Raw genomic sequence first — 25,615 nt, forward strand, 5'->3', positions numbered from 1 at the left:
CACGTAGTTTGGAGAGACTTCCGAAGTTGCCTGCAGATGCTCCGGTGGTGGACCCTTGGGTTCTTGCGGTGATTGCAACACTTAGTGAATGAGTGTTGCTATGGCGAACTATTCAATCCTTTTCCGGCCGGATCTATTGCAGGTCTTTTGGGCAGGGATGCAGGCAGGTGATTTCATCACTGATGCCGTTATTCCGATCAATACCAGTAGGCGTACCGGGCGCACTGTTCTGGCTAACGCTGGTGGTGTGCGGCCCCGCCGCGGCAGGAATTTAAAGGGCCGTTGCCTGACCTTCACTCAGCGTGAAGAGATCGCGATTCTCCGTGCCCAGGGACGGTCCTTGAGAGCGATTGGGGAGGTTATTGGCCGGTCTGCCTCGACGGTATCCAGGGAGTTGAGACGCAACACGAAACCCGGCACCGCCTACCGGGCAACCTCGGCCCACATGCTCGCCTACGAGCGTGCCAGCCGGCCGAAACCGGCCAAACTCCACACGAACATAGCCCTGCGTACAGTGGTGGAAGCGGACCTTGCCAAGAAGTATTCACCGGAACAAATCGCAGGACGATTACGCGTCCAGTTCCCCAACGAAGAGGAGATGCGGGTGTCACCGGAGACTATTTACCAGTCCCTGTACGTCCAGTCCAGGGGCGCCTTGAATCGGGATCTGGTCGCGTGTTTACGCACTGGGCGGGCCGTGCGGCGCCCCTCCCGCAAGACCGGGCAGCGTAAGAATCGGATCCCGGGAATGATCAATATTTCCCATCGCCCACCCGAAGTGGAAGACCGTGCCGTGCCAGGACATTGGGAAGGGGATTTGATCATTGGCAAGGGTAACCAGACCGCTATTGGGACCCTGGTGGAACGCAACACCAACTACACGATGCTCGTTCACTTACCCCAGGGGTACAAAGCTGAGCAGATGCGGGAGGCATTGACCGCAAAGATCAAAACACTCCCGCAAGCACTGCGACATTCCCTGACCTGGGATCAAGGCATTGAAATGCAGGACTGGAAAACCGTGAAGATTGATACGGGCATCGAGATCTACTTTTGCGACCCGCATTCGCCCTGGCAGCGTGGTATCAACGAGAACACAAATGGACTGCTGCGCCAGTATTTCCCCAAAGGCACTGATTTGAGCATCCACAGTGCCCAGGATCTTGACTGGGTCGCCGCTGAACTCAACGACAGACCACGCAAACGACTAGAGTTCAAGAAACCGATCGAACTGATCGAACCCCTCCTGTTGCAATGACCGCCAGAATCCGCCGACCGTCTTACGGGACATCTAAAGGGTAAAGGTCACTTCGAACGGATGGGACGCTGCAGAATGCGTTCGACGATTTGCTCGGGAGTTTCATCAGCAACAATCCGCATCTCTGATATAAACGAAAGAGGTTGCCATCCGTGGTACCAATCGCGCATATCTTTGTCGCTGAATACAGTAGATTGTGACCGCGTCGAATGTCGTTTGACAGTCTCTTCGAAAGCCAGATCAAATGAATAAAATCTGGCATCAGAAGTATGCGCTGCCACTCGCGCCAGCATGCCCCCGTATCTGGAGGCGTTAAAGATTCCTTCCAGGATTACGTTGTGTCCACGGTTCAGACAATGTATGGCAGCAATTTCGAGTAGGTCTGCGTGAGCTAAGCTTTCCTGCTCCCGCTCATGGTAAATAACTCTGCGAAAGTGGTCCTGCTGAAGCACCGCTGTAAGTTTCCCAAGTTTGGTTTGCAACATGCGCGCGATCGTGCTTTTTCCTGAGCCTGAATTTCCACGGATTACTACCAACATTCACATCACCCGTATTCCTTAATATCTAAGTATGAAACCGTTACGCATCGCTGCACGCAGATGGCCTCATTCTAGTTCTGGAGCAGTTGACGGTGTCCCACAGATCTTTCGGTTTAAGACCCCCTGCCCTTGCGGATAATGGCCCGTCGTACGATTTCGATATGTCCAATTCACTTCCTAGTTCTGCTCTAACGTTGACAGTGACCGAGCGATTCCTAATCGAATTGGCATGACAGACAATTGCGGCTAACACCGATGCCGAACCCGGTGAAGATGGCGTGCACACAATGGGTACTGCCGTTAGAGCACAGGACGGACGAATGTTCGCAGGTGTGAACCTCTACCACTTCACTGGTGGCCCCTGCGCTGAACTAGTCGCACTTGGGGCCAACTGATGGGACAGTTCTGGACTCCTATTCGGACAGACCCATTGCGTGTAAATCACAGCTGTAAAGGGCGACCTCGACCCTACGGGGCCACAGCGGGGGTGGGGGCATCAATCGCGAACTTTACGCCGATTCCACCGAGAAGCGTGCCGGTAACCCACTTCTGCCAGCGCATCCAGGTGGGCTTACGTTGCAGGAATGTGGCAACCGATCCTGCAGCGATAATAATCGCAGCATTGACCGCGACTCCGATGAGGATCTGGATCGCGCCGAGCTGAAAGCCCTGCGCGACGATGCTGCCGGCGGCGGGGTCGATGAACTGAGGGATGAGCGCGAGATAGAGAATCGCGACCTTTGGGTTGAGAAGATTCGTCAGAAGTCCCATGCGAAAGAGCTTACCGAACGAGTCGCGCGGGAGCTCGCTGGTCTCGAACAGCGCCTTGCCTCCCGGGAGAAGCGTCTTGTAGGCAAGCAAGAGGAGATAGACCGCACCCGCGATCTTCAGTGCGATGAACAGCCACGGGACAACGAGGAACACCGCTGCTAACCCGAGGTTAGCCATCACCATGTACACGACGAAACCAATTGCCGTGCCTGAGAGCGACATCATCCCGGCACGCCATCCCTGGCTAATGCTGCGAGAGACAAGATACATCATGTTCGGCCCGGGGGTCAGGGCAAGACCAAGCTCAATGAGAGCAATGCCGGCCACGGCGGACAACGAGATCATGCACACTCCTTTCATGAGGTGGGTTGGGGGCGAGCATCCTCGTCTTCACTTCGCTTCGCGTTTGCTCGGCGGGACTCCTTACTAGCGGAACATGACCTTCATAGAATGTCCGTTTGCGGCACAGACCTGTCCCGCCATGGCCCGTCATGGGGTGGAAGCCACAACCTGATCAATGAGGAAAAGCATCGCTGCCCGAACCATATCCTTATCATCTCCACCGTGAATATCCAGTGCAGCCCGATCAAATGACGCCGACAACAAGTTCGTTAAGGCAGTGACTTGGCGGCCAGGCATTGCGTCTTCGAGGCCTTCGCGTAGTGATGCAGCGGCACAGCCCTCATCAATTGCGGCCATCCTGACCGCACCGAGCGCTGCCGGGCCTTCGATAAGCAGGAGGCGAGTCCGTCCCGGATGGGCCATTGCATCGAGGTAGGCGACGCTACCGACTCGTAGAGTATCGATAGGGCTAGCGTTGGCCGGTGCAGCTTTCTCTATCTCCTCTGCAACCTGGCGGGCTTCCTCCTCGAGCACTGCATGCAGAACCTCACCCTTGTCCCTGAAATGGTGATACAGCGCGCCTCGGGTCAGTCCCGCACGCTTAACCAGCTCTGGCGTGGATGTGGCGGCGAACCCTTTCTCAACGAAAAGCGATCGTGCTGCGACAAGGAGTGTCTGGCGGGTCTGAGCACTGCGCTGTGCGTTTGTATGAGATTGAACCTTTTGCATACATACAGTCTGTATGTTACTTTTCTTGCATGCAAATCATTTCGAGCTCCTATCCCGTAATCATGACCGATGATGTGGCTAACACCGCTGCTTTCTATGAGCAGAATTTCGGCTTTGAACAGCTATTTTCGAGCGACTGGTATATCCATCTGCAGCGTGAGGAGCACGCTTTGGCCGTCTTGGACGGCCAGCATGAGACCGTGCCCGAGGCTTATCGGGGAACAGCTTCCGGTATTCTGCTCAACTTTGAGGTTGACGACGTCGACGCTACATATGCAAAGTTCCTTGCCGCAGGCTTGCCGATCATTTCATCACTCCGCGATGAGGACTTTGGGCAGCGGCATTTCATCACCGCAGACCCCAACGGCGTATTGGTTGATGTAATCACACCGATCCCACCGAGCGCAGAGTTCGAAGCACAGTTCACACAACCGGTCTAACGGTCCAGCTCACGTAGGACACTTGTGCACACCAACGTGGAGACAGTTGCGTTAGCGGGGCGACAGGCGGTGTGCTTCGTGGGCCACGCGGTGGGAGACCACACCGCGCTGCTCGTCGTGCCTGCGCACCCTGAGCTACTGCGCCGCCTCGTAGTCATTGAAGATGAGTTGGCGTCATATGCTCCGTGGCGCACACGCCGTCATCCACGGAAAGTCGCGACGGCACCGCTACCTATTGCTCCGGCTCAAAGCATCCCGGCAGCGGTATCCCTTACCCGTGCGCACAACAATCCAAATGGCAGCGCTACCGCTCGGAGCGAAACTCGAACTCGACACCTTTCTCGCCGTCTTGGATGTGACCGGTAAAGATAGAATTACTACGGCAGGCGCGCAATGACCTTAAATCTCTGGAGCACCAGCACAGTGTCGTCATTGACCGTGAAATGTGGGTCGTTCATTTCATCTCGGAGGTCCCGTGAATGCCAGAACTCCTCGTGACCCGCGCGCCATTGGGCCACGGTAGTGAATCCCTCACCCTCGTCGATGGCGTGCTGCACATCCACCTCGGCCAGCCGGGCCTGGCGTACTTCCGTCAACTCAATTACGGCCACTGGCGTTCCGACGGAGTCAATGACCACTTCCCGCAAACCGGCCACGGGCAGCTCTTCCTGATCAATCTCGTACCCGATGAGCAACGCCGTCGTGGAGGTCTTGGAACCGTCCAGAACGGCTGCCACCAGCTGATCCCGAAGAGGACCAGGGAAAGCAAATTCACACACGGGCAGGGCACTGTAATCGGTCATAGTGCCAGCGTATCGCCCCGCCAGGCCCTTGATGGTCCCCCTGAGCCAATTCATCGGCAGGTGCTCGGCGCCTTAGTCCGGCCACAATTCACGGCCCTTAGAGTGTCAACGAGTCATTGTGGCGAAGCCAGCGGGCACAATACGGCAGCGCGACGGCAAATGGAGTCCTGTCTTACGATTGGCGCTTACAGGCTGCGCCGGTCAGGGGTAGGTCTCCGGAACCGTAAATCGGTGCGATAACTACGCTCGAAAGTAGTACCTTTCGCGGAGACGAGCCTGCGAAGCGAAAGTCGGGGGTTCCCTCTAGGGTGGGTGACATGAAGATGCTGCTGTTATCTCGCTTCATTGGTGCTGTTCCAAAGTTCTTGGGAGGGATGGACGCTGCGACTAGGGCTGCCACACGTATCGCCTATGTTGAAGATGCGGCCCAACCATTAGGGAACGCTCCTTTTGTGGAGCGGGAACGTGCCCAACTCCGAGATCTCGGCTACACACTCGTTCCGGTGACTATTGGCGAGGGTTCCGGTGATGATTTTTCCAGCGTTCTTGACGGTGTGGATGCTATATACGTCGCAGGCGGCATGGCCGACCATCTTATGGCTGTTCTGCGTCGCACAGCTACCGACACGATCCTTGCTGAACGGGTTCGGGCGGGATTGCCCTACATCGGGGTCAGTGCCGGGGCGATCATCATGGGAACAAGCATTGACTCGGCGATTGCACTCGATGGCCGAACCGAAGGGGTTAGCCTGCACGATTACAGCGGACTCGGACTCGTGGACGCGGTGATTTTGCCCCATGCCGATGGTCTGCTTCCGCCCTATCCACCGGTAAGGATCGCTGAGGTAGCCCATGGTCTCAAGGGAACGTCAGGGTTGACGCTGCTAGCCGACGTCGAAGGGCTACTCGTCACGGACAAACAGGCGAGGCGGGTTGCTTCCCCTGCCACCCACGAAGGACATTAATCCAGCCACTGCACTCCACGGCAAGTCACCAAAGTGTGCGGCTAGGGTTGTCCGCGAGACACGTCAGCGGGAATATCTGCATCGGTTTTCGCTGCTCCTGCGCCCCACTGGCAAACTGATCAAATGACTGTCCAACTAATCCCACTCAGCGCCCAACGATTCCCTGCCTGGATCGAACGAAGCCGCCATGAATATGAATCCGATCTCATTGCGAGCGGCGAATCCCCGCACGATGCACATAGGCACGCAAAGAAGAGCCTCGATGCTGCGTTTTCTGAGAACGTTCCAACGATAGATAATGCCGTTTTCGAAGTTCTTGACACTACCGACTCCACCATCGGCTACCTCTGGGTTGGAACGGACAGTTCTTTAGATAGCAACTCTTGGTGGGTCTGGGACATCGTCATTGATAATGAGCATCGCGGCAAGGGTCTGGGGAGAGCGACTATGAAACTAGCGGAGGACTACGCGCGTTCCCACGGCGCCCACACACTTGGACTCAGCGTCTTCGGATTTAACCACGGCGCCCGTGGACTCTACGAATCAATGGGTTACACGACAGTGAGCACGAAGATGAGTAAACAGCTTTAATCCATGGTTCTAATCCACTGAGGCTCCAAAACGACGAATGGGCCGGGCATGTTGTCTTTGAGATTTACAGGTCAGACTCAGGCGCCCGATACAACAGCGTGGATTAGGTTCAGACCCATCAACGGCTTCTTCGCCTCGTCACACAGTCGCGCCTTCCGAACCACAGAGGGTTAGGTGACGACCCTGTCGAAGTCCGCCGCACTGTGGATGCCCAGGTCTGCGCCCTTGGGGAAGGACTGGCGTAGTAGTGGCGTGCGGGAAGCTAACCAGACCAGTGTCACCTGACGCTGTTTGTTCTCCCAGACTGCCAATTTTTCAGGACGAGGTCGGGGTTGCGTCCCTGTGCAGGGAAGGCCAATGAGCTGGCAAGTTGGATGAGCTGGTCAACTCGCCAGCTCGTAGTCGAAGGGCATAATCATAGCGTTCAAAAGAGCCTCGTCAGGCGAACTCTATGGGCACGCTTCGCCTTTGACCTGTAGTTGTTCCGTCCGGCTCTATGATTGCCGCGAGTGACCCTGTCACCAAGCTTCTGGGACCAATGGCTAGACGCGGGCCAAGATGGAAACCAACAGTGGCCACAGCCTCATGACACCATCCACCCCCAACGCTGGATTTCCCGGAGCCTGAAACATTCTCACAGCTCCCAACGATCCAACCCAACGATCCAACCCAACGATCAAACCCAGCACCAAACCCAGCACCATTGGCAAATTTTGGGCAACATGGCCATTTCAAGACCACCTTGATTCCAATCTGGTAACGCAATATTTTCAGCACCAGCTTCGAACACTTTTCGTGCGAAGCTTGTCTTCCGTACATCACGTACGCATCTACAGTCCTGGAGGAGCTACCGGTGACTCACACCAAGCGCTACCCCCAAGATCTTCGCCAACTACTGGAACTTGCCAGCGACGGGGATACCCTGGCTTTTGAACATCTTTATGCGCAGACCGCCGGGCACATATACCCGCTCGTGAGAAGAATACTTAAGAACTCCGCTGACTGTATGCAAACTGTCCAAGACATATACGTGAGAATCTGGGTACACCTCACGGAGTACGACCCAGCCCAGTCAACCCCGCAAACCTGGATCATGGCCATCGCACACCGCATGGCTGTTGATCGGCTCCGAACAAGCCAAGCAATGCCCATCAACGGAACCGCAGAACGAGCCCATCCAGTTGTCAGCCACTTATCGGAACGTACCGTTTATCCAGCAATCCCGGCCCTGGCCGACCTGACCACCATCCAAAGCGAAGCAATCTATCTGGCCTACTTTGAAGGCCGCACCACCGCCGAAATTGCCGCAGCACTCGGCGTGGATCAGGAGCTTGCAAATTTGAACCTCCGCGAAGGACTCCTCAGGGTAACGGCCAGATTCAAACGTTCCGGCCTCTCCTAAAACCGAAAGCAACACCTCTGAGAGAGCGTCCCAGTCCCAACCCTCAGAGGTGTTGTCCTGGGCAAGGACATTGTTCTCACAGTGTCTCTGCGAGCAGCAGGAAAACGGCGCTGGGTAGAGCAAGGGGTCTAGGTAGTGGCGGAAGAGGTAATACACCTAGCCATGCTCGTCACGATATGCGGCGTTGGAGAGCCAATCGGTGGACGGATGCATGATTTATGATGTTAACGCACTTTTCTTGTCCTATGCTTCTGACGCGGAAGCTCAGTCAACGCACGCTCCCAATGTCTACTGGCGGATTGCATCAATACCGATTCGAGGCTGCCAGAGGGCTTATCGGATATGCACGAGTAACTCGCCCACTTCACAATCCAAGGCCGCGCAGATCGCCTGAAGTGTGGAATATCGGATAGCCTTCGCCCTATTGTTCTTAAGTATCGAGAGATTGACAACGCTCACTCCGACGAGTTCACCAAGCCTGGTCAGCGTCAGCCCGCGGTCGGCGAGCAATTCATCCAGCCGGCAATGGATTCCCGTATTCTCTGCGAGCGCATGCGCCTGCGCTCCATACTTTCCAGCAGGGCCGCCCATCAGATTAGACCATCCGTTTCATTTTGAAGGCGTGAACCATAGTCAAAAGCAAGCCCCACAAGCATGAGCACTAAGCCCATACCAACGTACGTAAGATCAATCTCCCCGGCTATCGGCCAAAACCCGCTAGGGTCAGACCCGTTCAGTAGAGCCGCAGCAGAACCGGAGGCCAACGATGACGCTCCCTGAGTCAACAGCCCCGCTATTGCCACAATTCCGCCGGCAATAGTGACAATCACGGAAAAGGAATGCTTGAACATTAGAGGGTGCAGCAACCTCCACGCCAAGATGGCGCCAAATCCACAAAATGCCAACTGAGTCAGGATGCCTGCAACCAACGCTATGACCCACAGAACAAGTGTTGGTCCAGAGACTCCCGATAGCGTTAACGTGGCTGTGTCGTAACCACCCTCAAGAATTGTAACTGAGCCTTGAGCTGCGCTGCTGGGCATCCTGTGGCCAGCCACCAACGTGAGTGTGACATGACCGGAAGAGAGACTCTGCACAAGGCGGATCGTGCCGAAGAGGACGAAAAGCGCACCCGCAATCACTGCCGTAATAAAGAACAGCCACATGAAGCCCCGGGTCAGCCTGCGAACTAGAGGAGGGTCGGCGATCTGCACTGATTGAGACATGCTCACCCTAACGATAATCGATACTAATGAATATCGTTAATATAAGCCGTTATACCGGGCCAGTCAAGCCTCGAATCATCGAGCCATCAACGCTCGCTCACGCGAACCTGGAGCCAACAGTTATCTTTGAGGCTCACTTTTTGAAGTACGACGGCGCATCCCGGGTAGTGTGCGATGGCGCCACTTTCACTCTCTTGACGCTCGTCAGTATATTGATACAGTTATTTGATGAGCTGCCCCCACGCAAACACCCCCGAAAGTGTCCGCGAAATCGAAGACACGATGCATACGGACTTCCACAGCACCATGTCCTACGGAAGCTATCTCGATCTGGATCGCCTCCTTTCCTCGCAGCACCCCGTGAGCTTGCCCCAGCACCACGATGAGATGCTCTTCATCATCCAGCATCAAACGAGCGAACTCTGGCTCAAACTGATCCTCCACGAATTGATCGAATCCCGTCGCCTCATGGACAACGATGAAATTGGTAAAGCCCTGAAGTGCCTTGCACGGGTCAAGCACATTCAGAAGACGCTCACCGAACAGTGGTCGGTGTTGGCCACCCTCACTCCCCGTGAGTACGCTGAATTCCGCGGCTTCCTCGGCTCATCCTCAGGATTCCAGTCTTTTCAGTACCGGGCTGTTGAGTTCATTTTAGGCAACAAGCACCGCGGCATGCTCAAGGTCTTTGAGTCTGATCCGCAGGCTCATCAACTTCTTTCTACCCTCATCGAGGAACCCACCATCTATGACGCCTTCCTGCGTGCACTGGCCCGAGCCGGCTTCGCCATCCCGGACAGCGTTCTTCAGCGAAACGTTAGTGCTGCCTGGGTCTTCCAGGAATCACTGGTTCCAGTGTTCAAACAAATATACGAATCTGATACAACCCAATGGAGCTTTTACCAAGCCTGCGAGGACTTGGTGGACCTTGAGGATAACTTCCAGGCGTGGCGGTTCCGGCACATGAGCGTGGTCAAGCGGACCATCGGATTCAAGGCCGGTACAGGCGGGTCCTCCGGCGTGGAATTTCTAAAGCGCGCGCTGGACCTAACGTTTTTTCCCGAACTCTTCGCGGTCCGTACCGAAATCGGCAAGTAGCCTTTCCAACCCATCCCCTCTGACGAAGGACACCCCCGATGACCAAGAGCACGGAGCATAATGCTCCTACCAGCGCACAGCTTGATGCCGACGATGTACTGGCCGCATACCGCGATCACTTTACTGAACCCAACGATGACTCCGTCGTCGCCTATCTGGACGGCAACTCCCTGGGCCGGCCTTTACGTGTCACAGCTACAAACCTTGCTGCTTTTGTCCAAGGAGACTGGGGTACCGGTCTGATCAGATCGTGGGATAAAAAGTGGATGCAGGAACCCACCCGTGTTGGCGACCGGCTCGGTGAAGTTGTACTGGGCGCCGCTCCAGGGCAAACCTTGATCGGGGATTCAACTTCCGTACTGCTTTACAAGTTATTGCGTGCCGGCTTGGACGCTCAGCAGGGTCGTAACCAGATCGTCATCGACAGAGATAACTTTCCTACCGACCGGTTCATAGTGGAGGGCATCGCCGCTGAACGCGACGCGGAGATCGTATGGATAGATCCTGACCCCGCCACCGGTGTCACACCTGAAGATGTCAGTGCCGTAGTTGGGTCGGGAACCGCCGTGGTGCTACTGAGCCATGTTGCCTACCGTTCCGGTTTTCTAGCAGACGCTCAAGCCATCACTGGAATTGTCAAGGACGCCGGCGGGCTGATGATGTGGGATCTTAGCCATTCCGTGGGCTCCGTCCCACTAGAACTTGATGCTTGGGGTGTGGACCTTGCTGTGGGTTGCACCTACAAATACCTCAACGGCGGCCCCGGGGCACCCGCGCTGGCTTACATCAATAGCTCCATAATCTCCCAGCTACAACAGCCGATCTGGGGATGGATGGGTGCAGCCGATCCTTTCGGCATGACTGCCACCTTTGAGCCCGCAGCCAACGTGCGGCGATTCATTACGGGCACTCCCCCGATCCTCGCCATGCAACCTCTCAAGGATATGACCGAGCTGATCGCCGAAGTCGGAATGGTCGCCATCAGAGAAAAATCGATCGCTCTCACCGAGTATGCCATTGCAGTGGCGGATGAACTACTTGCACCGCTCGGCGTTGAACTAGCCAGCCCTCGAGACGCGTCGCAACGTGGATCCCATGTGAGCGTGAACCACCCACGTTTTGCAGATCTCACAGCTCGGCTTTGGGAGCAGGGAGTAATTCCAGACTTCCGTCCACCTCAGGGACTGCGCATTGGTCTCTCGCCGCTAAGTACTAGCTTTGCCGAAGTGCAGCTGGGCATCGAGGCAATCCGCGATGCGTTGGTATCTCTGGCGTGACGGCGGTTCTGGATGACATGGTTTCAAGACCCGGAAGCACCACTTCCCTCTTGCGAACCATTATAGGTTTGTATTTAAGGGATGAGGGCGGATGGATGTCATCCGCTTCTCTAGTGGAACTAATGCAGGCTATGGCGATCCCGGCCTCCCTAACACGTACTGCCCTAACGCGACTACGTAGAAAAGACGTGGTGGTTGCGGCGGTCCGTGATGGGGTGGCTGGGTATGAGGTGGATTCACGTGCGGCACGCATGCTGGAGCGTGGAGACCGGCGCATCCAAACTCCTAGGTCCATGGAAGCTGCGGATCCGTGGTGTCTGGTCTCTTTTTCGCTACCCGAGACCGAACGCGAGCGCCGTCATCAGTTACGCCGGCAATTGCATTGGATCGGGTGTGGAATGGTCTCCCCTGGCCTATGGGTAGCTCCGGATTATCTCCGTGAAGAAGTACAGGAAATTCTTGACTCTTTGGGGCTAGGCGACCGGAGCGTGCTGTTCACTACCTCGCGGCCACACGTTACGGGGGACCTGCGCGAGGTTGTTTCTAGCTGGTGGGACTTTGACGCGATTGGAACCTTGTACGTGGACTTCATAAAGTTCCATGAAGAAGTCCCCACAGAACCAGTCGGTGTAAGCCCGCAGACATTTGCCACCTATGTTAACTTGATTGACCGATGGCGCATGATCCCTTATCTCGACCCAGGGTTGCCGGTAGACTGTCTTCCTGCCGATTGGCCTGGCAAACAGGGCGTTGCCATATTCCGCAAGATCAGCACTTCCCATGCCTTGGCCAGCAAATCATTCGTTGGATCAGTAGTCAGTTCACACTCGAGCCGAACGCTCTAGAACCAGCAAGATGGCGGCCAAGGCAGGGTCATCGCTGCTGCATCCACTGCACGGTGTGCTGCCAATGTGCAGCCGCCGGATCTATTGCAGCCATATGGTCTAGCCCCGGAATCTTCTGGAAATCAACAAGGTCTCCGGCGGCTACTGCAGCTTTAACAAAGTCCTCCGAGTGTTCTACCGGGACCCACACATCAACATCACCATGGACTACAAGAATAGGGCGCTCAAGTGGCATCTGGCGGATCGGTGAAGCTAGATCGTAGGCATCAGACAGGTCAGCATAGTGTCCACCCATGAAGCCGGAGGCAGCGTTATCATCGAGCTCCTCGGCGTCGACGCGCCGCACATCAGTCACCGGGGCTAGACCCACCACGGCGTCGGCGAGATCGGCGACAAGTAGTGCCAGCTGACCTCCCACGGAATGGCCCACATTGACCACGGGACAGTTAGCACACCACTGCGGGCGAGCGTCCTTGGCACATTGGATTGCACTGCGAACGTCGTCGAGGGTGAGCGGCCATCCTCCCCCGTTACCTACACTTCGGTATTCGATATTTGCTACTGCCCAGCCGCGGGCCAGCAGATCGCGTACAAGGGGATGCATGAGCGTGGCATCCCACATTGCTCGCCAGTACCCACCATGGATCAGGATGGCGTAACCTTTCGGGGTTTCGATTTCTGGCGCCCACAGCTCAATATACTGCGGATCCATTTTCCCGTACCGCACTATCTCCGGCTCGAGGACTGCTGCGAAGTGATTCGCCATGGTCAATTCGTCTTTCCATTAATTGGCTGCGGCACGGAGCGTTCATGCAAGTCGTTCATTCAAGTGCAGGTCTGCTCTTTGCCTGATAGTGTGAGCCCTAGAGTACTGAGCATACTGGGTGGGCCTCACAGCTACCAACGAAAAAATGGCTCCGGTATATAGCCTTGAAAGTCCACCATTGAACTAAGATTGCCTTAACGGCGATGGATCCCGCCGGGACCGTGTTCGGTCCGAACTGCCGTTGTGGCTGATGGTTTCCTGCCCCGATTCACGGGTGGGAGAAACCATGTGCCAAACACCTGCAGATCACAACGGTGCAGAGGATTCGCCCGTCACGGGCGCCGAACACTCTCCGGATCCCGTCAAGGACGCTCCAGCGCCAGCTGACCCATTCGAACAAGTAGCGGCACCGTCTACACAATGGCTGAATACAGGCATTCTTGGGATTGGTGCAGCATCCTTTTTTAGCGATTCGGGTCACGAGCTCGTCACATCCTTGTTACCGTCCTTCCTAAGTTCAACCCTGCACAGCGGACCGGCGGCGCTGGGAGCTATAGAAGGTGTCTCCGATGCCTTAGTAGGCCTGAGCAAATTGGCTGGCGGTCCGCTGTCCAACGATCCAGCCCAACGCAGCAAAGTAGCAGCGAGTGGATATTTACTGACAGCCGTTGCGACGGCGCTTATCGGAGTGTGCACGGCCGTATGGCAAGTTGCCGGTTTCCGAACGTTGGCGTGGGCGGCACGCGGGCTGCGCTCGCCATCCCGGGACACTTTGTTGGTTTCAATTACACCCCGCAAGGCCTATGGACGAGCAGCCGGGATTGAACGTGCAGGGGATAACGCTGGAGCAGTTGTGGGCCCGCTGCTTGCGGCTGCTTTGGTGGGCGCGCTTGGCATTAGAACTGCGATTCTCTTCTCATTTATCCCCAGCATGTTTGCCGCCGGAGCAATAGTCGTGGCTGCGCGGCAGGCACGCCTATTTGTGGCCAGACCAGAAGTGAAGCGATCACTGAGTTTTAACTTGGCTGGATTGCGACTCTCAGGGTTGTTTACGGTACTCGTTCCGGTGTCATTTTTTGAATTGGGCAATCTTGCAGCGACGCTGCTAATTCTTCGCGCCACGACGGTTTTAGAAGCCGGTGGTGTGGCAGCCGGAGCGGCTGTGACGAGTGCTATTCTCATGTATTCAGGCCACAACGCATCGGCCTCTGTTGCGGCTCTTGTTGGTGGCCGACTGATAGATCGGCTGAGTCCTCGCCTTGTTTTCACGCTCGGCACGGCCATGTATGTGGCCGCCTATCTACTCTTTGCCATTGACAGTGGGGGTCCAGTGATCTTGGTAGCGGGTTTTTTCTTGGCAGGTTTCGGTATCGGTTTCGCGGAGACCTCCGAGCAAACAGCCGTGGCATTATTACTTCCGGACCGGCTGCGAGGCAACGGATACGGTCTCTTGGGGCTGGTGCAGTCTTTTGGTGACTTAGGCGCCACCGTGGTGGCCGGAATCCTGTGGGCAGTGTTCTCACCAACCGTGGCTTTTCTCTATGCAGCTTTCTGGATGGTTGGCGCTCTTGTCTCATCCCCGTCATTATCGCTGCAAAGGGTAGCCAAGAAACGTTGATTTTCCAGCCTCGGTGGGGTTTGAGCCGTGTGCATGGTGGCCAGTGACAAAGAACCTTACGAATCATGGCGAGTGGACCTTTTCCATACCCGCAGCACGTCTAGGTCCGCTGCTGCAAGACGGATTCGAGGCCTGTCCAGCCGTGGTCAGAGGCTGCCTCCCAAGATCAAACCGGAAATTGCCGCCCCAACACTCAAAACGAGTGTGCCAAGACCACTGATTAGGGCGAAGCCGACCCTGCCAGTCTGGAAAAGTCTGACCGTTTCGAAACTGGCTGTGCTGAACGTGGTGTAACCACCCAAAAACCCGACGCCCAAAACTTTTACTAGTTCCGGGCTAGCCTGGTGAGCCATAACCAGCCCCGTCAAAAGCCCTAAAACGAGTGAGCCGGTGATATTGATGAGCATTGTCCCTATGGGTAAAGCTGTCCGGAGGCGGGAGCGCAGCAATCCGTCCAGTATGAATCTGGTGCCGGCACCCAGTCCGCCGGCAACCGCAAGTAGCACAATGGTCATGGTAGATCCCCCTCCATCTGCGGCCCTAACCGCGTGTTCTTGGCTCGAGTCGCTGCAATGCGGTGGTGACGGCCGGCGGCCCAGATGCCAAGCGCTGTGGCGAGTACCCCACCGATGATGGTGAGGGACAAATACAACAGCATGGTGGGGATCCTGTTGGTTTCGATAAACAGTCCGGCCTCCAAAGCGAGGGTGCTGTAAGTGGTGAAAGCACCCATAAAACCAGTGCCGGCCACCAAACGGATAATCCGCCGTCGTCCAGCGTCTTGGCCACGCCGCCCTAAACCCTCTAACAGTGCCCCCAACGCAAAGGCTCCCACAAGATTCACGCACAACGTTGGTAGTGGCCAGCCACTCACTGAAGGCACTGCTTCTTCAATTCCATAGCGGGCGAGTGTACCCAGCATCCCGCCCACAACCACTAGAGCCACATATCCGGGATGCAGGTGGATAGATCGGTGAGCCGAAGAGGGCCCCAAAGTATCCACGTCACTGTCTACCGGTAATGTCCCTGCCTTACGGAAAATTTTCGCAGTCATCCCGTTCATTCCGCGCCTGCCAACGGACGCGGGTTCAAGGGCACCACCAGTACCGGCTTGTGCTGCCGGTGGGCCAAGTGGACAGCAACTGAACCGCTCAATAATTCTTCCAGCCTGTGAGATATTCCGCGTTCGCGAGTACCAACAACAATCATGGACGCATCCACTGTCTTGGCTAGACGTCCCAGCGCCCGCGCAGGATCCCCCGCTAGGCATCGGTAGCTCCAGCTGATCCCGTACGGGGTAAGGACCGATGCCAGCCGCTCTTTTATTGCGGCCGAAATACGCTCAATGTCATCATCGAACCTGTCAGGATCAATGGGCTGGGTTGCAACATGGCCGTTGGGGTCTTCCTCCACCACGTACGTGGTGATGTCCACATAGGCGCAGAGGAGCTCGACCCCCAAACTGTAAGCCAGTTCCGCGGCTTGTTTCGCGACGCTCAGCGGCTGCCCTGGGATAACCCCCATCACCACGGGGCGGGTAATCCGGTAGTTCATCTGGAGGGACTCTTTTGGCTCACTCATGATGTGCCCCTATCTTTTGAGAACTTCTCCACCAGGCCGTAGGGCAAAGCGGGAAATGCATCCGCGATTTCAAGCAGTCGATTATATTTGGCCACCCTCTCACCACGGGCTGGTGCACCGGACTTGAGCTGTCCGCAGCCGGAGCCAACTGCCAGATCCGCTACAAAAGTATCTTCTGTCTCCCCAGAACGATGTGAGACCATGGCGGTAAACCCACCCTGCTCGGCGATAGTCAGGGTGTCTAAGGTTTCTGTGACCGTACCTATCTGGTTGGGTTTGATCAGCACAGAATTAGCAGCCGCCTCCTGGATACCTTTCCGGACCCGGTCAGGGTTGGTGACGAACAGGTCATCTCCAACGACCTGAACGCGGCTGCCCAACAACGCCGTAAGTTCAGGCCAGCCGTAGGGGTCATCCTCGGCCAGAGGGTCTTCAAGGCTGCGGATCGGATAATCCGAAATGAGCCCCTCATAGTACTTAGTCAGCTGTGAGGGGTTATACGAGCGCCCGTTCAGGTCGTAGCTGCCCTCATGATAGAAGTAGTTCGCGGCCGGATCCAAGGCGATAGTCACTCCGCTGGGGCCCGTGACGTACCCTGCATCTGTGATGGCGGCAGTGATCAATTCCAGTGCCTCCTCCGGCCGGGAGATTTCCGGGGCGTAGCCTCCCTCATCCCCGAGCCCGGTGGAGAGGCCCTTCTGCCGCAGTGTCAGGCCCAGTGCATGGTAAATTTCTGAACCCCACCGGATGGCCTCGGGCAGGGTAGGGGCGCCGGTGGGGGCGATCATGAATTCTTGGAAAGCTAGTGGGTTCGCAGCATGGGCGCCACCATTGAGAACGTTAAAGTGCGGGACTGGTAACCTTTCCGGCTGACCAAGAGAGTTTCCGATCCAAGCATGCAGTTCTTGACCTGAGAAGGTAGCGAAGGCACGCGCAGAGGCCATGGATACAGCCACGACGGCGTTGGCGCCCAGCCGGGACTTATCCGCCGTCCCATCCAACTCACACAATGCCGTGTCCACACTTCGTTGGCTGGGCCAGGTCCGAGAAAGCAAAAGTTCCCGTATAGATGTGTTAATTCCAGCAACAGCGGTTTCCACGCCTCGACCTGAATACAGGCTGCCGCTGTCACGCAATTCAACTGCTTCGTGAGCTCCGGTGGATGCTCCCGATGGTGCAGACGCCGTTTCCCATGTTCCATTACTAGAGGTCAGCCTCACGCGCAGGGTTGGGTATCCGCGCGAATCTAGGATCTGAAAAGCATGGACGTCGGTGAAGGTCAATTCATTCACGGTGGTAGCTCCAGTCAGTGGTGATGGGTAAGAAAAAGTGGAAAAATTCGTGACGTTTATGTACCTCCATTGGCGGTGAGCGCCGCTACGGCTTGAGCGGCTGCACCAGGGTCGAGGTAAGTCCCGGCCCGGGGAAACGGAATAACTCCAGGGCGGAAACGGTATGCCAGCGGATGGGCCGTGGGCAGGTTTAGGTCCTCGACCTCAGCTTCACTAAGAGAGTCAATGATCAGGCACAAAGCACGCAAGGAATTGCCATGACCCACTATCAGGACGTCGGTTCCCACATGCAGTAGGGGCCGGACGGTCTCATGCCAGAAGCTCTGCAGCCGTGTCACCACGGCGTGGAGTGACTCGGTGGGGCGAGTTGTCCCTTGCGGCATGGCAGTAACTGCCCTGTTGCTGCCAATCGCGGCCAGCTGGCGAGGTGTCATCGGAGGCGGGGCACCGTAGAGGGACCGGCGCCACGAATGAAGCACCTGAGGCCCGTCGTGGGCCAAGAGCTCGCTTTTGCACAGCCCGGTCAATGCTCCGTAACTGCGTTCGTTGAGTTCCCAGACTTCCTGGATGGGAACGGTCCCTGCCGTCAAAATCTCGTTGACCAGCTGCGCTGTCTCCAGGGCACGTGACATTGCGGATGAAAATATGCACTCTGGAATGAAAGCGGCATCAGCGAGGGACTCGGCAGCACGCCGGCTTTCCCTGCGACCTTGAGAAGTCAGAGGCGGGTCGAGCAGTCCGGTGAACCGTCCCTGTGCGTTGAGGGTACTTTGGCCATGACGCAAAAGGATCAGGGTACCTAGCTCGGACATAACTCACCTACCTTTGAAGAGCAAAGGTAGGAACCATCAGCCAAACGGCGGTTCGAACTGCTAAGCAATTCCGGCGGGATCCATCGCCATAACTAACCATAGCGCGACTCGTGCAACTAGCACCAGCTATGCTCACTTACCGGCTCCAGAAGGAGCCATCAAATTCGGTGTCCAGTGGACATTAGAGTCTCATAAAATGCCTCAAGAGAAGAAAGGCGCCGATCCCCACAGCAGCGCCAACTACCAGAATGGAACTTGTCAGTGGCTGCCCGGCTGCGGCCAGCATCGGCGCCAGCACGGTCAGTATCACGCCAAAAATGCCCATCACTAACATCTTCCGTCTGTATATTTCGTTTAATATCTCGTGAAAGTAACTTTATTTTTCATGCTAAATTGGGCACTCATAAGAGATTTCCCCACCAGAAAAGTACATAGTTTGCGCCGCAAAAATAACAGAATAAACTTACAGCCGCAACATGCTATTTAAGGACAAAATCGAGTTCCAGAGGGTGGATATTTCATACCTAACCCCACTGAACATGCACGCTTTGGGGATCAGAGCCGAAACCTACTGTTTCTTATTACAGGTATTGACCAAGTCTCCGCATGCAGAATGCTTGTTGAATATGGCCAAAAGATAGTATCAGAAATCCATTTTTTGGCCGAAAGGTCAACTAAAATTTGGGCCGATCAGCGGGTCACGGTACTACGCTGAGGCACCTGATCAAATTCTCTGATAGCCCTGCCATGACAAGATGGAGAAAACACGTGAGTACTCGTAAAAATTTTTCTGCACCACGGATTATTCCGGCAACTTTTGCGGTTTTAGCAATAGTCAGCGGCCTGGTATTTCCTCGCATTGACGTTCTCTACCTACTGGGGCATGTGTTAGCACTTATCTGTGCGGTGGCTGTGCCACTTAGCTATGCGTGGCTCTCACGAAACTTTCAACCTAAAGGGAACATGGTCCGCCGGTTCTTCCTGATCTGTCTCGGTAGTTTGGCCGTAGTCTCAGCATCTGCCAGCCTGGTTTTAATTTCCATGGGAAGCAGTACCGGCGCTTCAGGCGATATTGGTGGCATATTCCTGTGGATACTTGCCACGGCCACACTGTTGATTCTTTCCGTGGCAACAGCGGTTGTTGGGCCACAGAAGTCTGCTCTCCCAGAGCAGTAAATAGTTTAGAAGGTTGAAAGGTTCCGCTAGGAGGAATATTTTTCCAGAACGTGGCGTTAACTCGGAGCGACGACAGTACTACGTATCGAAAGAGTGCCAGTGCCCCTGAATAACGTGACCACATATGTTATCGAAGACGCCGCTGCAGAGGTCAGCGGATCAGCAGAGGAGCAGCTCATCCTCAACGAAGCATTCAAGCGGCGCGACGGAATACTTCAGTACCTCCATACCGAACTTCAATTCCCGGCCCAGGACACAGTGGCCCAGGCACGGTTGCGCATGCTCGCACGTCGCCGCGCTGAACTACAACACGCAGGGCAAGGACTGATCTTTGGTCGACTCGACTCGTTGGATCACACAGTCCGTCATCTGGGACGCGTGGGTATACCGAGCTCCGACGATGACGATGATCCTCTAGTCATTGACTGGCGCGCACCGGCCGCACGCGCCTTCTACACTGCTACACCCGTGGACCCACAAGGCCAGGCGCGCCGTCGGCATATAAGAACCAACGGGCGTGAGGTGATCGGCGTAGACGACGAGCCACTTGATGGCTCGAGAGCCAGTGAACTAGTTGGTGAGGGCGCGCTGCTGGCCGCGCTCGATGAGCGGCGGACAGGCCAGATGAGTACTGCCGCAGCAACCTTGCAGCGCGAACAGGACGATGTGATTCGTGCTGACGCGCGTGGTCCGTTGGTTGTCCAAGGCGGCCCCGGGACAGGGAAAACAGTAGTGGCACTTCACCGAGTTGCCTATCTACTTTTCACTTATCCCAAACTTGCCGCACAGGGCGTGTTAGTCATTGGACCATCACGCCGCTTCTTGGACTATATTGCCCAGGTTTTGCCGGCACTGGGGGAAACCGCAATGGCCTCAGCCACCTGCGACACCCTGGTACCTGGCATTGAGGTGGAGCGCGTTGAGCAGCGCGAAGTAGCAGAGATCAAGGGCCGGGCACTCTGGCAACAGGCACTCACGCGGTATTGTGGATCGTTTGTGCCAGAGCCTGCCGACCTGGAGCTACTGTGGGAAGGTGAGCGCTACACAATAGATGAGGGACGAATCGCACGAGCGATCCGCTCAGCAACCTCGGGGCGTTCCTACCATGCGGCACGGGCAGTCTTCATAGCGCAGGTTCACGATTTACTCACCGACGCAATAATCGAACGCAACGAAGAAACGCTGAGACAAGTGGAAGCTGGCCTTGAAGACCTGCTCAGCGAATTCGATGCCGCATTCACTCACACCGATAATCGCGCCGCCACTAGCGGCGCAACCGGGGCCGAAGTTGACGGGGTACTGACAGAAGCAGACATCGAACTACTGCGGGATAGGATCGCTGACGATGCCAGTCTGCGTGCTGTGCTGTACCGATGGTGGCCGAGCCGCGATACTGCCGTGGAGCTACACCGGTTCCTAGGAGAAACAACATTGCTCTCTCAGTGGGTGCCTGAGCTGACTGCTCGCCAACGAACGGCAATCGTCGGCGAACCGCAAACCTGGGCAAGTAGCGACATACCCCTCTTCGATGCTTTGGCTGATTTACTGGGCGAGACACACCCAAAGAGCGAACAAGGCGAATTCTTATCCGATCGAGCACCCGCACAACGAGACTGGGTTTACGGACACGTGGTCATCGACGAAGCGCAAGAACTTTCACAAATGCAGTGGTTCATGGTCATGCGCCGCTGCCCATCTCGTTCTATTACAGCTGTTGGCGACATCGACCAAGCGGAGGCCCCTCATCTGCACACAACATGGGCAGAAGCTGTCAGCGGAGCCTTCGGTGAACGATGGACCGAAGCGCAACTCACTATTTGTTACCGCACCCCGATGGAAGTCATGGCGCTCACAGCATCAGTGCTGCGCAATGCCGGCAGCCATAACGACCCCCCTCGCGCGGTTCGAACTTCTGGCATTGAACCGTGGGAACGCACCGTGACCGAGGAGAGTCTAAACGCCGAAGCTGCACTCGCCGTGGAGCAACTATCCACCCGGTGGAAAGGCGGGATGGTCGGTGTCATCGCTCCCCTCGAACGCCTCTACACTTTGCGAACAGCTTTGCCGGGAACACCAGTTCTTTCCGCAACGGATGCCAAAGGTCTGGAATGGGATGCCACGTTACTTGTGGACGCCCCAAGCATTGCAGCCCAGCCTCGAGGATGGAACGGACTCTATGTAGCTCTCACCCGTTGCACCCAAGAGTTGGGGCAGCTCCTGGTGAAATAGGACACCAAGCTAAGACCACACCTTGATAGTTTGACCCGACTCCGCACCATAGACGCTTCGAACATAGGCACTAGCGGCATGTGCTCCGGGGATAGGCGCGAATCCGGGAAAGATTGTGGCGTAGGAGCTGGCAGATTCCTGCAACACTGTTGCGCTGACCGTGTTTAATCTGATTCTCCGTAATTCTTGGGCTGCATTGCTGACAAAGGCATCAAGGCCTTTGTTCGCAATGGAGCTAGGAGAACCGCCGTGGAAGGCGAAGCTGCCCACAATGCCACTTGTTAACGTGATCGATCCGCCGTCGATGACGTAGTCACGAGCAGTAAGGGCAATCCTTATCTGGCATAGGAGTTTCCCATCAAGCGTAGTCTTAAAATGCTCAAGGGTAGCTACCTCAGCCGATGCCCACTGGGCACCCCCAATGGTGCTCACCACGGCGTCCACACGACCAATCTTCTTGAAAAGCCGCAACACGCTGGCATCATCATGACAATCAACAGGGAATTTCGCAGAAGATCTGGACGCCTCCAAAATTTCAACTTCACCCTCGCCAAACTCCTTATGATGAGCGTAAAGAGCATGCACCACGTGTCCTCCCATAACGCCAGAGGCACCAATAACGAGGATCCGCATCAGTTTAGTCCCTTCTCCATTTCACCGAAACTATTAGAGGTGTTTACTAAGGATCCGTTCGGCCCAAACCGACAACCACGTTGCCGGCACTGAGATAGCCGCATAAAGCAGTCCAGCAACAATAAAGATCGGCAGGTATTGGAAAGTTGATGAGCCAATGGAATAGGCCTGGCTCATTAGTTCGGGAACGGCCACCGAGTAGGCCAGCGAGGTCGCCTGAAACAAAAGGACAGCAAAACCCATCAGAGACGGGAGCGCTATCCTCAGTCCCTGCGGAATGATAATGAACCGCAAGCTGTCTCGACGGCTCATCCCCAGCGCGTTCGATCCTTCGATTTCCCCGGCAGGAACCCCTTGCATGCCGCCGCGGATAAGTTCGGCACTGTAGGCGGCAGTTGTCCAAGTCAGAGCCAGGCAGGCAGACGCCATGGCGCTCAAGGTGATGCTGGCATTGGGCAGTCCGTAATACATCAGCTGCAACAGCACCAATGCCGGCGCCCCGCGCCCAACTTCAACAAAGAATACGGAAATATACCTAAATACTTTGTTCCGTGCCACCACGCCGAAGGAAAAGACAAGGCCTATAGGTAGGCCAATAACTAGACTCAGAAGCGTGAGCGTGAGGCTGACTTTAAGACCACCAAGCAGGGTTGGTCCGTATTCGATCGCAATCTCAAACAGGTTATTCATCGCGCCACCGCCTTTCGCATCTTAATGTCCAGACGCCTAGAGAGCAGTCCCAACGGAACGCTGAGCACTATATAAACTGCGGCGGCAACAAAGAAGACCATAATGCCCTCACCTGACTGCCGAGCATACTGGTTGGACATAAAAACAATTTCCGAGACACCAATGGTTGAAGCAATTGAGGAGTCCTTCAGAAGCCCAATAGCGAAGGTGGTGTACGCCGGAATAACTGAGCGTGCGGTCTGCGGTCCCACGATGCGAGTCCAGACGGTTGCTTGCCGAAAGCCGAGGGCTGAGCTGGCCTCCCACTGTCCTTTGGGTATGGATGAAATTGCGCCTCGAAAGATCTCTGCTAAGTAGGCAGCTGCAACCACTCCGAGCCCAATAATGCCGGCTTGCAATGCGCTTAGCTTTACGGCTCCGATGGTTATTCCGTAGTAGAGAATAAATAACCACACAACAGGGGGCACTCCGCGCAGAATATCCACGAGACCACGCGAAAGCAACCAAATAAGCTTATTCTTGCTTCGAAGACCGGCCACGATGGGTAGTGCAATCACACTGCCTATCATCAGAGCGAGCACCGTGACAACAATCGTCATTGGCAGGCCCATCATGACTACTTTTAGCATGTCCATGATCTAACGCTCCAGTACTGCACGCAGAAAACGGCGGGTACGATCCTGCTGCGGGTCTTGAAGTATCTGCAGCGGGTTGCCTCGCTCGATGATGCCACCGTCCGCCATGACCACCAGCTCATCGGAGACACTCTTGGCAAACGCCATTTCGTGGGTGACCACCACCATGGTCATACCACTTGCGGCCAGCTCTTTCATGACCTCAAGTACTTCAACTCCCACTTCCGGATCAAGTGCGGAAGTTGGTTCGTCAAAGAGCATGACCCGAGGACCAAGAGCCAGAGCCCTGGCGATGGCGATTCGTTGCTGCTGACCACCGGAGCAACGAGACGGGTACTGGTCCGCCTTATCCCCCAGTCCCATGCGCTCAAGTAGTTCCATTGACTTCTCATTGGCCTCATCGCGGGTACGGCCCAGGATCCGCTCCTGAGGCAGGCTAATGTTTCTGAGTACTGTCATGTGCGGAAAAAGATTAAAGTGCTGAAAGACCATTCCTGCACTTCGCCGGAGAGCGGCCAAGTTTTTGGGGTTAATTTTTTCTCCCGCAACGATGCGGTGCCCATCAATCTCGATTTCTCCGCTGTCCGGCTGCTCCAAGAGATTCATGCAGCGAAGTACGGTGCTTTTGCCAGCACCGCTGGGTCCAATCATGGCTGTCACCGACCCCTCTGCAACGCTCAATGAGACGTCACGAAGAACGACGTTCGTACCGTAGGCCTTGGCAAGGTTCCTGACCTGCACCACGGGCGTAGCGGATACGGAATTAAGCTGTGTCATCAGTTGTCCTAATTTCTTTTAGTCGTGCTTCCTCAATCAGGGCGTTTCCTTCGCGACCACGAACGAAACGCCCACAACCACACCGAAAGGAGGGCTTATCCGCCGTCGCACATGTGAGTCTCGTAGGCGGCAATAGCTACGGCCAAGTCCTGCCATGGCATACCCGTTGTTTTAAAAACCACCGGTTTACCTGTTACAGGAGTGGCCCGTTCAAGAACCAGCTGACCCACCGTGATGAGATCTGAGCGCGTGGCGATAGCGCCAGATTCCAATGCTTGGATCACATCTCCGGCTTCCCGAAGCGCTGAATCCAACGATTCAACACAGACGGTAGCCCGAGCCATGAGGGCATCATCAAGCTCACGATGATCCCTATCGTGAGAGCCCATCGCCACCACAACAGCGTTTGGTTTCACTAGTGAACCGTCAAAGAGCGGCTGCTCTGATGCTGTACAACAAACAACAATGTCAGCGCTGGAAATGGAGTCATCATCACCGATAGAAACGTTCGGTACCAGTTCAGCTGCCCGTGCAACAAGCTCCTTTGCTGCGCTTGGATTCCTGCCAAGGATCTCCACGGAAAGTAGATCGAAGATCTCGCTAAATATCTTGATATGCTCCCAAGCCTGAACCCCCGTGCCGTAGATGAGCAGCCGCTTGGGACCGGGGGTGGCCACCAAGCTAACACATAGGGCTGATACACAAGACGTGCGCCAGTTCGTCAGTGCAATACCGTCGAGTATGGCCAAGGGGCGCTGATCGGCCCCACCGAAGAGTGCATACAAACCTTGAATAACAGGAGAGTCAGAAGCCGCATTCTTCGGAGTGATTGACAGCAGCTTTGTCCCGACGTAGTGATCATTCGAAGCAGGCATCTGCATGAATGTTCCGGCCGAGGTTTCAATCCTGGTTCTAGGAACCCCTGCCTCGGGGTCGAATCCAGCGAGCAGAAAAGCTGTCATGGAATCAATTGCCGCCTGTGCCGTCAAGGCGCTCCCAACAGCCGCCTCGTCCATGAACTCAGGGACCTTCATGGGCATTTGAGTACGATTCGTCTCTGAGTTCATTACTCCGGAATCCTCCCTATCGGTGGGTACTTTCCTTACAGACGAGCATCATT

General features: G+C 55.7%; 29 protein-coding genes and 2 riboswitches. Of the genes, 11 read left to right on the top strand and 18 right to left on the bottom strand.

The window, feature by feature from the left end; all coding sequences use genetic code 11:
- The first annotated feature begins 88 nt into the window (after nt 1-88).
- Complete coding sequence (locus AAFM46_RS09630) at nt 89-1,258, top strand: IS30 family transposase (protein ID WP_343317548.1); 1,170 nt, start codon at nt 89-91, stop codon at nt 1,256-1,258.
- A gap of 47 nt (nt 1,259-1,305) precedes the next feature.
- Here the strand turns inward: AAFM46_RS09630 and AAFM46_RS09635 are convergent, their stop codons facing one another.
- The 3 genes from AAFM46_RS09635 to AAFM46_RS09645 form a co-directional block, all read right to left on the bottom strand.
- Nucleotides 1,306-1,797, bottom strand: coding sequence for an AAA family ATPase (locus tag AAFM46_RS09635; RefSeq protein ID WP_343317549.1), 492 nt, complete (start codon nt 1,795-1,797; stop codon nt 1,306-1,308).
- Between the two features lie 468 nt (nt 1,798-2,265).
- Nucleotides 2,266-2,913, bottom strand: a complete 648-nt coding sequence (locus tag AAFM46_RS09640) for a LysE family translocator (RefSeq protein WP_343317550.1) — start codon at nt 2,911-2,913, stop codon at nt 2,266-2,268.
- Nucleotides 2,914-3,057: 144 nt separating this feature from the next.
- Nucleotides 3,058-3,639 (bottom strand): TetR/AcrR family transcriptional regulator, encoded by a 582-nt coding sequence (locus AAFM46_RS09645; protein WP_343317551.1) that lies wholly within the window; start codon nt 3,637-3,639, stop codon nt 3,058-3,060.
- A 29-nt stretch (nt 3,640-3,668) separates the two neighbouring features.
- On the opposite strand from AAFM46_RS09645, the gene AAFM46_RS09650 reads away from it, so the two are divergent.
- The gene (locus AAFM46_RS09650) at nt 3,669-4,079 is read left to right on the top strand and encodes a VOC family protein (protein WP_343317552.1); all 411 of its coding nucleotides are present in this window, start codon (nt 3,669-3,671) and stop codon (nt 4,077-4,079) included.
- A gap of 377 nt (nt 4,080-4,456) precedes the next feature.
- On the opposite strand, the gene AAFM46_RS09655 is transcribed toward AAFM46_RS09650, so the two are convergent.
- On the bottom strand, nt 4,457-4,882 hold the full coding sequence (locus tag AAFM46_RS09655) for an ASCH domain-containing protein (protein WP_343317553.1): 426 nt from the start codon (nt 4,880-4,882) through the stop codon (nt 4,457-4,459).
- A gap of 317 nt (nt 4,883-5,199) precedes the next feature.
- On the opposite strand from AAFM46_RS09655, the gene AAFM46_RS09660 reads away from it, so the two are divergent.
- Nucleotides 5,200-5,847 carry a Type 1 glutamine amidotransferase-like domain-containing protein gene (locus AAFM46_RS09660; protein WP_343317554.1) on the top strand — a complete coding sequence of 216 codons (648 nt, stop codon included), beginning with the start codon at nt 5,200-5,202 and terminating at the stop codon, nt 5,845-5,847.
- 123 nt (nt 5,848-5,970) lie between these two features.
- Nucleotides 5,971-6,438, top strand: a complete 468-nt coding sequence (locus tag AAFM46_RS09665) for a GNAT family N-acetyltransferase (RefSeq protein WP_343317555.1) — start codon at nt 5,971-5,973, stop codon at nt 6,436-6,438.
- Between the two features lie 542 nt (nt 6,439-6,980).
- On the opposite strand, the gene AAFM46_RS09670 is transcribed toward AAFM46_RS09665, so the two are convergent.
- A complete protein-coding gene (locus tag AAFM46_RS09670) occupies nt 6,981-7,142 on the bottom strand; it encodes a hypothetical protein (protein ID WP_343317556.1) in 162 nt (53 codons plus the stop codon).
- Between the two features lie 149 nt (nt 7,143-7,291).
- On the opposite strand from AAFM46_RS09670, the gene AAFM46_RS09675 reads away from it, so the two are divergent.
- Nucleotides 7,292-7,840, top strand: a complete 549-nt coding sequence (locus AAFM46_RS09675) for a sigma-70 family RNA polymerase sigma factor (protein ID WP_343317557.1) — start codon at nt 7,292-7,294, stop codon at nt 7,838-7,840.
- 333 nt (nt 7,841-8,173) lie between these two features.
- Here the strand turns inward: AAFM46_RS09675 and AAFM46_RS09680 are convergent, their stop codons facing one another.
- A complete protein-coding gene (locus tag AAFM46_RS09680) occupies nt 8,174-8,431 on the bottom strand; it encodes a helix-turn-helix transcriptional regulator (protein WP_343317558.1) in 258 nt (85 codons plus the stop codon).
- Nucleotides 8,431-9,066 (bottom strand): hypothetical protein, encoded by a 636-nt coding sequence (locus AAFM46_RS09685; RefSeq protein WP_343317559.1) that lies wholly within the window; start codon nt 9,064-9,066, stop codon nt 8,431-8,433. Before AAFM46_RS09685 ends, AAFM46_RS09680 begins: the two co-directional genes overlap by 1 nt.
- Before the next feature lie 228 nt (nt 9,067-9,294).
- On the opposite strand from AAFM46_RS09685, the gene kynA reads away from it, so the two are divergent.
- From kynA to AAFM46_RS09700, 3 genes are read left to right on the top strand one after another with little or no spacing between them, the layout of a single operon-like run.
- Complete coding sequence (gene kynA / locus AAFM46_RS09690; RefSeq protein WP_283527566.1) at nt 9,295-10,164, top strand: tryptophan 2,3-dioxygenase; 870 nt, start codon at nt 9,295-9,297, stop codon at nt 10,162-10,164.
- 38 nt (nt 10,165-10,202) lie between these two features.
- Entirely contained in the window at nt 10,203-11,441 is a 1,239-nt protein-coding gene (locus AAFM46_RS09695) for an aminotransferase class V-fold PLP-dependent enzyme (RefSeq protein ID WP_343317560.1), read from the top strand.
- Nucleotides 11,442-11,458: 17 nt separating this feature from the next.
- Complete coding sequence (locus AAFM46_RS09700; protein ID WP_343317561.1) at nt 11,459-12,286, top strand: PaaX family transcriptional regulator C-terminal domain-containing protein; 828 nt, start codon at nt 11,459-11,461, stop codon at nt 12,284-12,286.
- Nucleotides 12,287-12,314: 28 nt separating this feature from the next.
- Here the strand turns inward: AAFM46_RS09700 and AAFM46_RS09705 are convergent, their stop codons facing one another.
- Nucleotides 12,315-13,052 (bottom strand): alpha/beta hydrolase, encoded by a 738-nt coding sequence (locus AAFM46_RS09705; protein WP_343317562.1) that lies wholly within the window; start codon nt 13,050-13,052, stop codon nt 12,315-12,317.
- A 190-nt stretch (nt 13,053-13,242) separates the two neighbouring features.
- Nucleotides 13,243-13,320: riboswitch (Fluoride riboswitch) on the top strand.
- Between the two features lie 18 nt (nt 13,321-13,338).
- Here AAFM46_RS09705 and AAFM46_RS09710 point away from each other — a divergent pair.
- A complete protein-coding gene (locus tag AAFM46_RS09710) occupies nt 13,339-14,670 on the top strand; it encodes an MFS transporter (protein WP_343317563.1) in 1,332 nt (443 codons plus the stop codon).
- Between the two features lie 146 nt (nt 14,671-14,816).
- Here AAFM46_RS09710 and crcB read toward each other — a convergent pair whose 3' ends face one another.
- Genes crcB through AAFM46_RS09735 form a run of 5 tightly spaced genes read right to left on the bottom strand, consistent with a single transcriptional unit; the run spans nt 14,817 to nt 18,355 of the window.
- Nucleotides 14,817-15,185 (bottom strand): fluoride efflux transporter CrcB, encoded by a 369-nt coding sequence (crcB, locus tag AAFM46_RS09715; protein ID WP_343317564.1) that lies wholly within the window; start codon nt 15,183-15,185, stop codon nt 14,817-14,819.
- Entirely contained in the window at nt 15,182-15,724 is a 543-nt protein-coding gene (locus AAFM46_RS09720; protein WP_343317565.1) for a CrcB family protein, read from the bottom strand. The genes crcB and AAFM46_RS09720 overlap by 4 nt, the downstream gene beginning before the upstream one ends.
- A 5-nt stretch (nt 15,725-15,729) precedes the next feature.
- Complete coding sequence (locus tag AAFM46_RS09725; protein WP_343317566.1) at nt 15,730-16,251, bottom strand: universal stress protein; 522 nt, start codon at nt 16,249-16,251, stop codon at nt 15,730-15,732.
- Nucleotides 16,248-17,543 carry a phosphopyruvate hydratase gene (gene eno, locus AAFM46_RS09730; protein ID WP_343317567.1) on the bottom strand — a complete coding sequence of 432 codons (1,296 nt, stop codon included), beginning with the start codon at nt 17,541-17,543 and terminating at the stop codon, nt 16,248-16,250. The genes AAFM46_RS09725 and eno overlap by 4 nt, the downstream gene beginning before the upstream one ends.
- Before the next feature lie 56 nt (nt 17,544-17,599).
- A complete protein-coding gene (locus tag AAFM46_RS09735) occupies nt 17,600-18,355 on the bottom strand; it encodes a 2,3-bisphosphoglycerate-dependent phosphoglycerate mutase (protein ID WP_343317568.1) in 756 nt (251 codons plus the stop codon).
- A gap of 20 nt (nt 18,356-18,375) precedes the next feature.
- Nucleotides 18,376-18,452: riboswitch (Fluoride riboswitch) on the bottom strand.
- 671 nt (nt 18,453-19,123) lie between these two features.
- Here AAFM46_RS09735 and AAFM46_RS09740 point away from each other — a divergent pair.
- Both AAFM46_RS09740 and AAFM46_RS09745 read left to right on the top strand, forming a co-directional pair.
- A complete protein-coding gene (locus AAFM46_RS09740) occupies nt 19,124-19,531 on the top strand; it encodes a hypothetical protein (RefSeq protein WP_343317569.1) in 408 nt (135 codons plus the stop codon).
- Between the two features lie 99 nt (nt 19,532-19,630).
- Entirely contained in the window at nt 19,631-21,760 is a 2,130-nt protein-coding gene (locus tag AAFM46_RS09745) for an AAA family ATPase (protein ID WP_343317570.1), read from the top strand.
- Nucleotides 21,761-21,769: 9 nt separating this feature from the next.
- On the opposite strand, the gene AAFM46_RS09750 is transcribed toward AAFM46_RS09745, so the two are convergent.
- From AAFM46_RS09750 to AAFM46_RS09770, 5 genes are all read right to left on the bottom strand, one after another.
- Nucleotides 21,770-22,393, bottom strand: coding sequence for a short chain dehydrogenase (locus tag AAFM46_RS09750; RefSeq protein WP_343317571.1), 624 nt, complete (start codon nt 22,391-22,393; stop codon nt 21,770-21,772).
- A 33-nt stretch (nt 22,394-22,426) separates the two neighbouring features.
- A complete protein-coding gene (locus tag AAFM46_RS09755; RefSeq protein ID WP_283527593.1) occupies nt 22,427-23,083 on the bottom strand; it encodes an amino acid ABC transporter permease in 657 nt (218 codons plus the stop codon).
- Complete coding sequence (locus AAFM46_RS09760; RefSeq protein WP_283527595.1) at nt 23,080-23,718, bottom strand: amino acid ABC transporter permease; 639 nt, start codon at nt 23,716-23,718, stop codon at nt 23,080-23,082. Before AAFM46_RS09760 ends, AAFM46_RS09755 begins: the two co-directional genes overlap by 4 nt.
- Before the next feature lie 3 nt (nt 23,719-23,721).
- Nucleotides 23,722-24,495 (bottom strand): amino acid ABC transporter ATP-binding protein, encoded by a 774-nt coding sequence (locus AAFM46_RS09765; RefSeq protein ID WP_283527597.1) that lies wholly within the window; start codon nt 24,493-24,495, stop codon nt 23,722-23,724.
- A 95-nt stretch (nt 24,496-24,590) separates the two neighbouring features.
- Nucleotides 24,591-25,562, bottom strand: coding sequence for an ornithine cyclodeaminase family protein (locus tag AAFM46_RS09770; protein WP_343317572.1), 972 nt, complete (start codon nt 25,560-25,562; stop codon nt 24,591-24,593).
- Nucleotides 25,563-25,615: the final 53 nt, after the last annotated feature.

This window comes from Arthrobacter sp. TMP15 (assembly GCF_039529835.1).
Lineage (GTDB): Bacteria > Actinomycetota > Actinomycetes > Actinomycetales > Micrococcaceae > Specibacter.

What these genes read in the sequence shown, in the direction of transcription:
- AAFM46_RS09685 (WP_343317559.1), bottom strand. Translation starts at nt 9,066, where the DNA reads ATGTCTCAATCAGTGCAGATCGCCGACCCTCCTCTAGTTCGCAGGCTG.
- AAFM46_RS09770 (WP_343317572.1), bottom strand. Translation starts at nt 25,562, where the DNA reads ATGAACTCAGAGACGAATCGTACTCAAATGCCCATGAAGGTCCCTGAG.
- AAFM46_RS09765 (WP_283527597.1), bottom strand. Translation starts at nt 24,495, where the DNA reads ATGACACAGCTTAATTCCGTATCCGCTACGCCCGTGGTGCAGGTCAGG.
- AAFM46_RS09640 (WP_343317550.1), bottom strand. Translation starts at nt 2,913, where the DNA reads ATGATCTCGTTGTCCGCCGTGGCCGGCATTGCTCTCATTGAGCTTGGT.
- AAFM46_RS09680 (WP_343317558.1), bottom strand. Translation starts at nt 8,431, where the DNA reads ATGGGCGGCCCTGCTGGAAAGTATGGAGCGCAGGCGCATGCGCTCGCA.
- AAFM46_RS09655 (WP_343317553.1), bottom strand. Translation starts at nt 4,882, where the DNA reads ATGACCGATTACAGTGCCCTGCCCGTGTGTGAATTTGCTTTCCCTGGT.
- AAFM46_RS09710 (WP_343317563.1), top strand. Translation starts at nt 13,339, where the DNA reads ATGTGCCAAACACCTGCAGATCACAACGGTGCAGAGGATTCGCCCGTC.
- AAFM46_RS09755 (WP_283527593.1), bottom strand. Translation starts at nt 23,083, where the DNA reads ATGAATAACCTGTTTGAGATTGCGATCGAATACGGACCAACCCTGCTT.
- AAFM46_RS09750 (WP_343317571.1), bottom strand. Translation starts at nt 22,393, where the DNA reads ATGCGGATCCTCGTTATTGGTGCCTCTGGCGTTATGGGAGGACACGTG.
- AAFM46_RS09645 (WP_343317551.1), bottom strand. Translation starts at nt 3,639, where the DNA reads ATGCAAAAGGTTCAATCTCATACAAACGCACAGCGCAGTGCTCAGACC.
- AAFM46_RS09695 (WP_343317560.1), top strand. Translation starts at nt 10,203, where the DNA reads ATGACCAAGAGCACGGAGCATAATGCTCCTACCAGCGCACAGCTTGAT.
- AAFM46_RS09670 (WP_343317556.1), bottom strand. Translation starts at nt 7,142, where the DNA reads ATGGTGCTGGGTTTGGTGCTGGGTTTGATCGTTGGGTTGGATCGTTGG.
- AAFM46_RS09705 (WP_343317562.1), bottom strand. Translation starts at nt 13,052, where the DNA reads ATGGCGAATCACTTCGCAGCAGTCCTCGAGCCGGAGATAGTGCGGTAC.
- AAFM46_RS09720 (WP_343317565.1), bottom strand. Translation starts at nt 15,724, where the DNA reads ATGACTGCGAAAATTTTCCGTAAGGCAGGGACATTACCGGTAGACAGT.
- AAFM46_RS09665 (WP_343317555.1), top strand. Translation starts at nt 5,971, where the DNA reads ATGACTGTCCAACTAATCCCACTCAGCGCCCAACGATTCCCTGCCTGG.
- AAFM46_RS09725 (WP_343317566.1), bottom strand. Translation starts at nt 16,251, where the DNA reads ATGAGTGAGCCAAAAGAGTCCCTCCAGATGAACTACCGGATTACCCGC.
- AAFM46_RS09630 (WP_343317548.1), top strand. Translation starts at nt 89, where the DNA reads ATGAGTGTTGCTATGGCGAACTATTCAATCCTTTTCCGGCCGGATCTA.
- AAFM46_RS09650 (WP_343317552.1), top strand. Translation starts at nt 3,669, where the DNA reads ATGCAAATCATTTCGAGCTCCTATCCCGTAATCATGACCGATGATGTG.
- kynA (WP_283527566.1), top strand. Translation starts at nt 9,295, where the DNA reads ATGAGCTGCCCCCACGCAAACACCCCCGAAAGTGTCCGCGAAATCGAA.
- AAFM46_RS09735 (WP_343317568.1), bottom strand. Translation starts at nt 18,355, where the DNA reads ATGTCCGAGCTAGGTACCCTGATCCTTTTGCGTCATGGCCAAAGTACC.
- crcB (WP_343317564.1), bottom strand. Translation starts at nt 15,185, where the DNA reads ATGACCATTGTGCTACTTGCGGTTGCCGGCGGACTGGGTGCCGGCACC.
- AAFM46_RS09700 (WP_343317561.1), top strand. Translation starts at nt 11,459, where the DNA reads ATGGTTTCAAGACCCGGAAGCACCACTTCCCTCTTGCGAACCATTATA.
- AAFM46_RS09635 (WP_343317549.1), bottom strand. Translation starts at nt 1,797, where the DNA reads ATGTTGGTAGTAATCCGTGGAAATTCAGGCTCAGGAAAAAGCACGATC.
- AAFM46_RS09760 (WP_283527595.1), bottom strand. Translation starts at nt 23,718, where the DNA reads ATGGACATGCTAAAAGTAGTCATGATGGGCCTGCCAATGACGATTGTT.
- AAFM46_RS09660 (WP_343317554.1), top strand. Translation starts at nt 5,200, where the DNA reads ATGAAGATGCTGCTGTTATCTCGCTTCATTGGTGCTGTTCCAAAGTTC.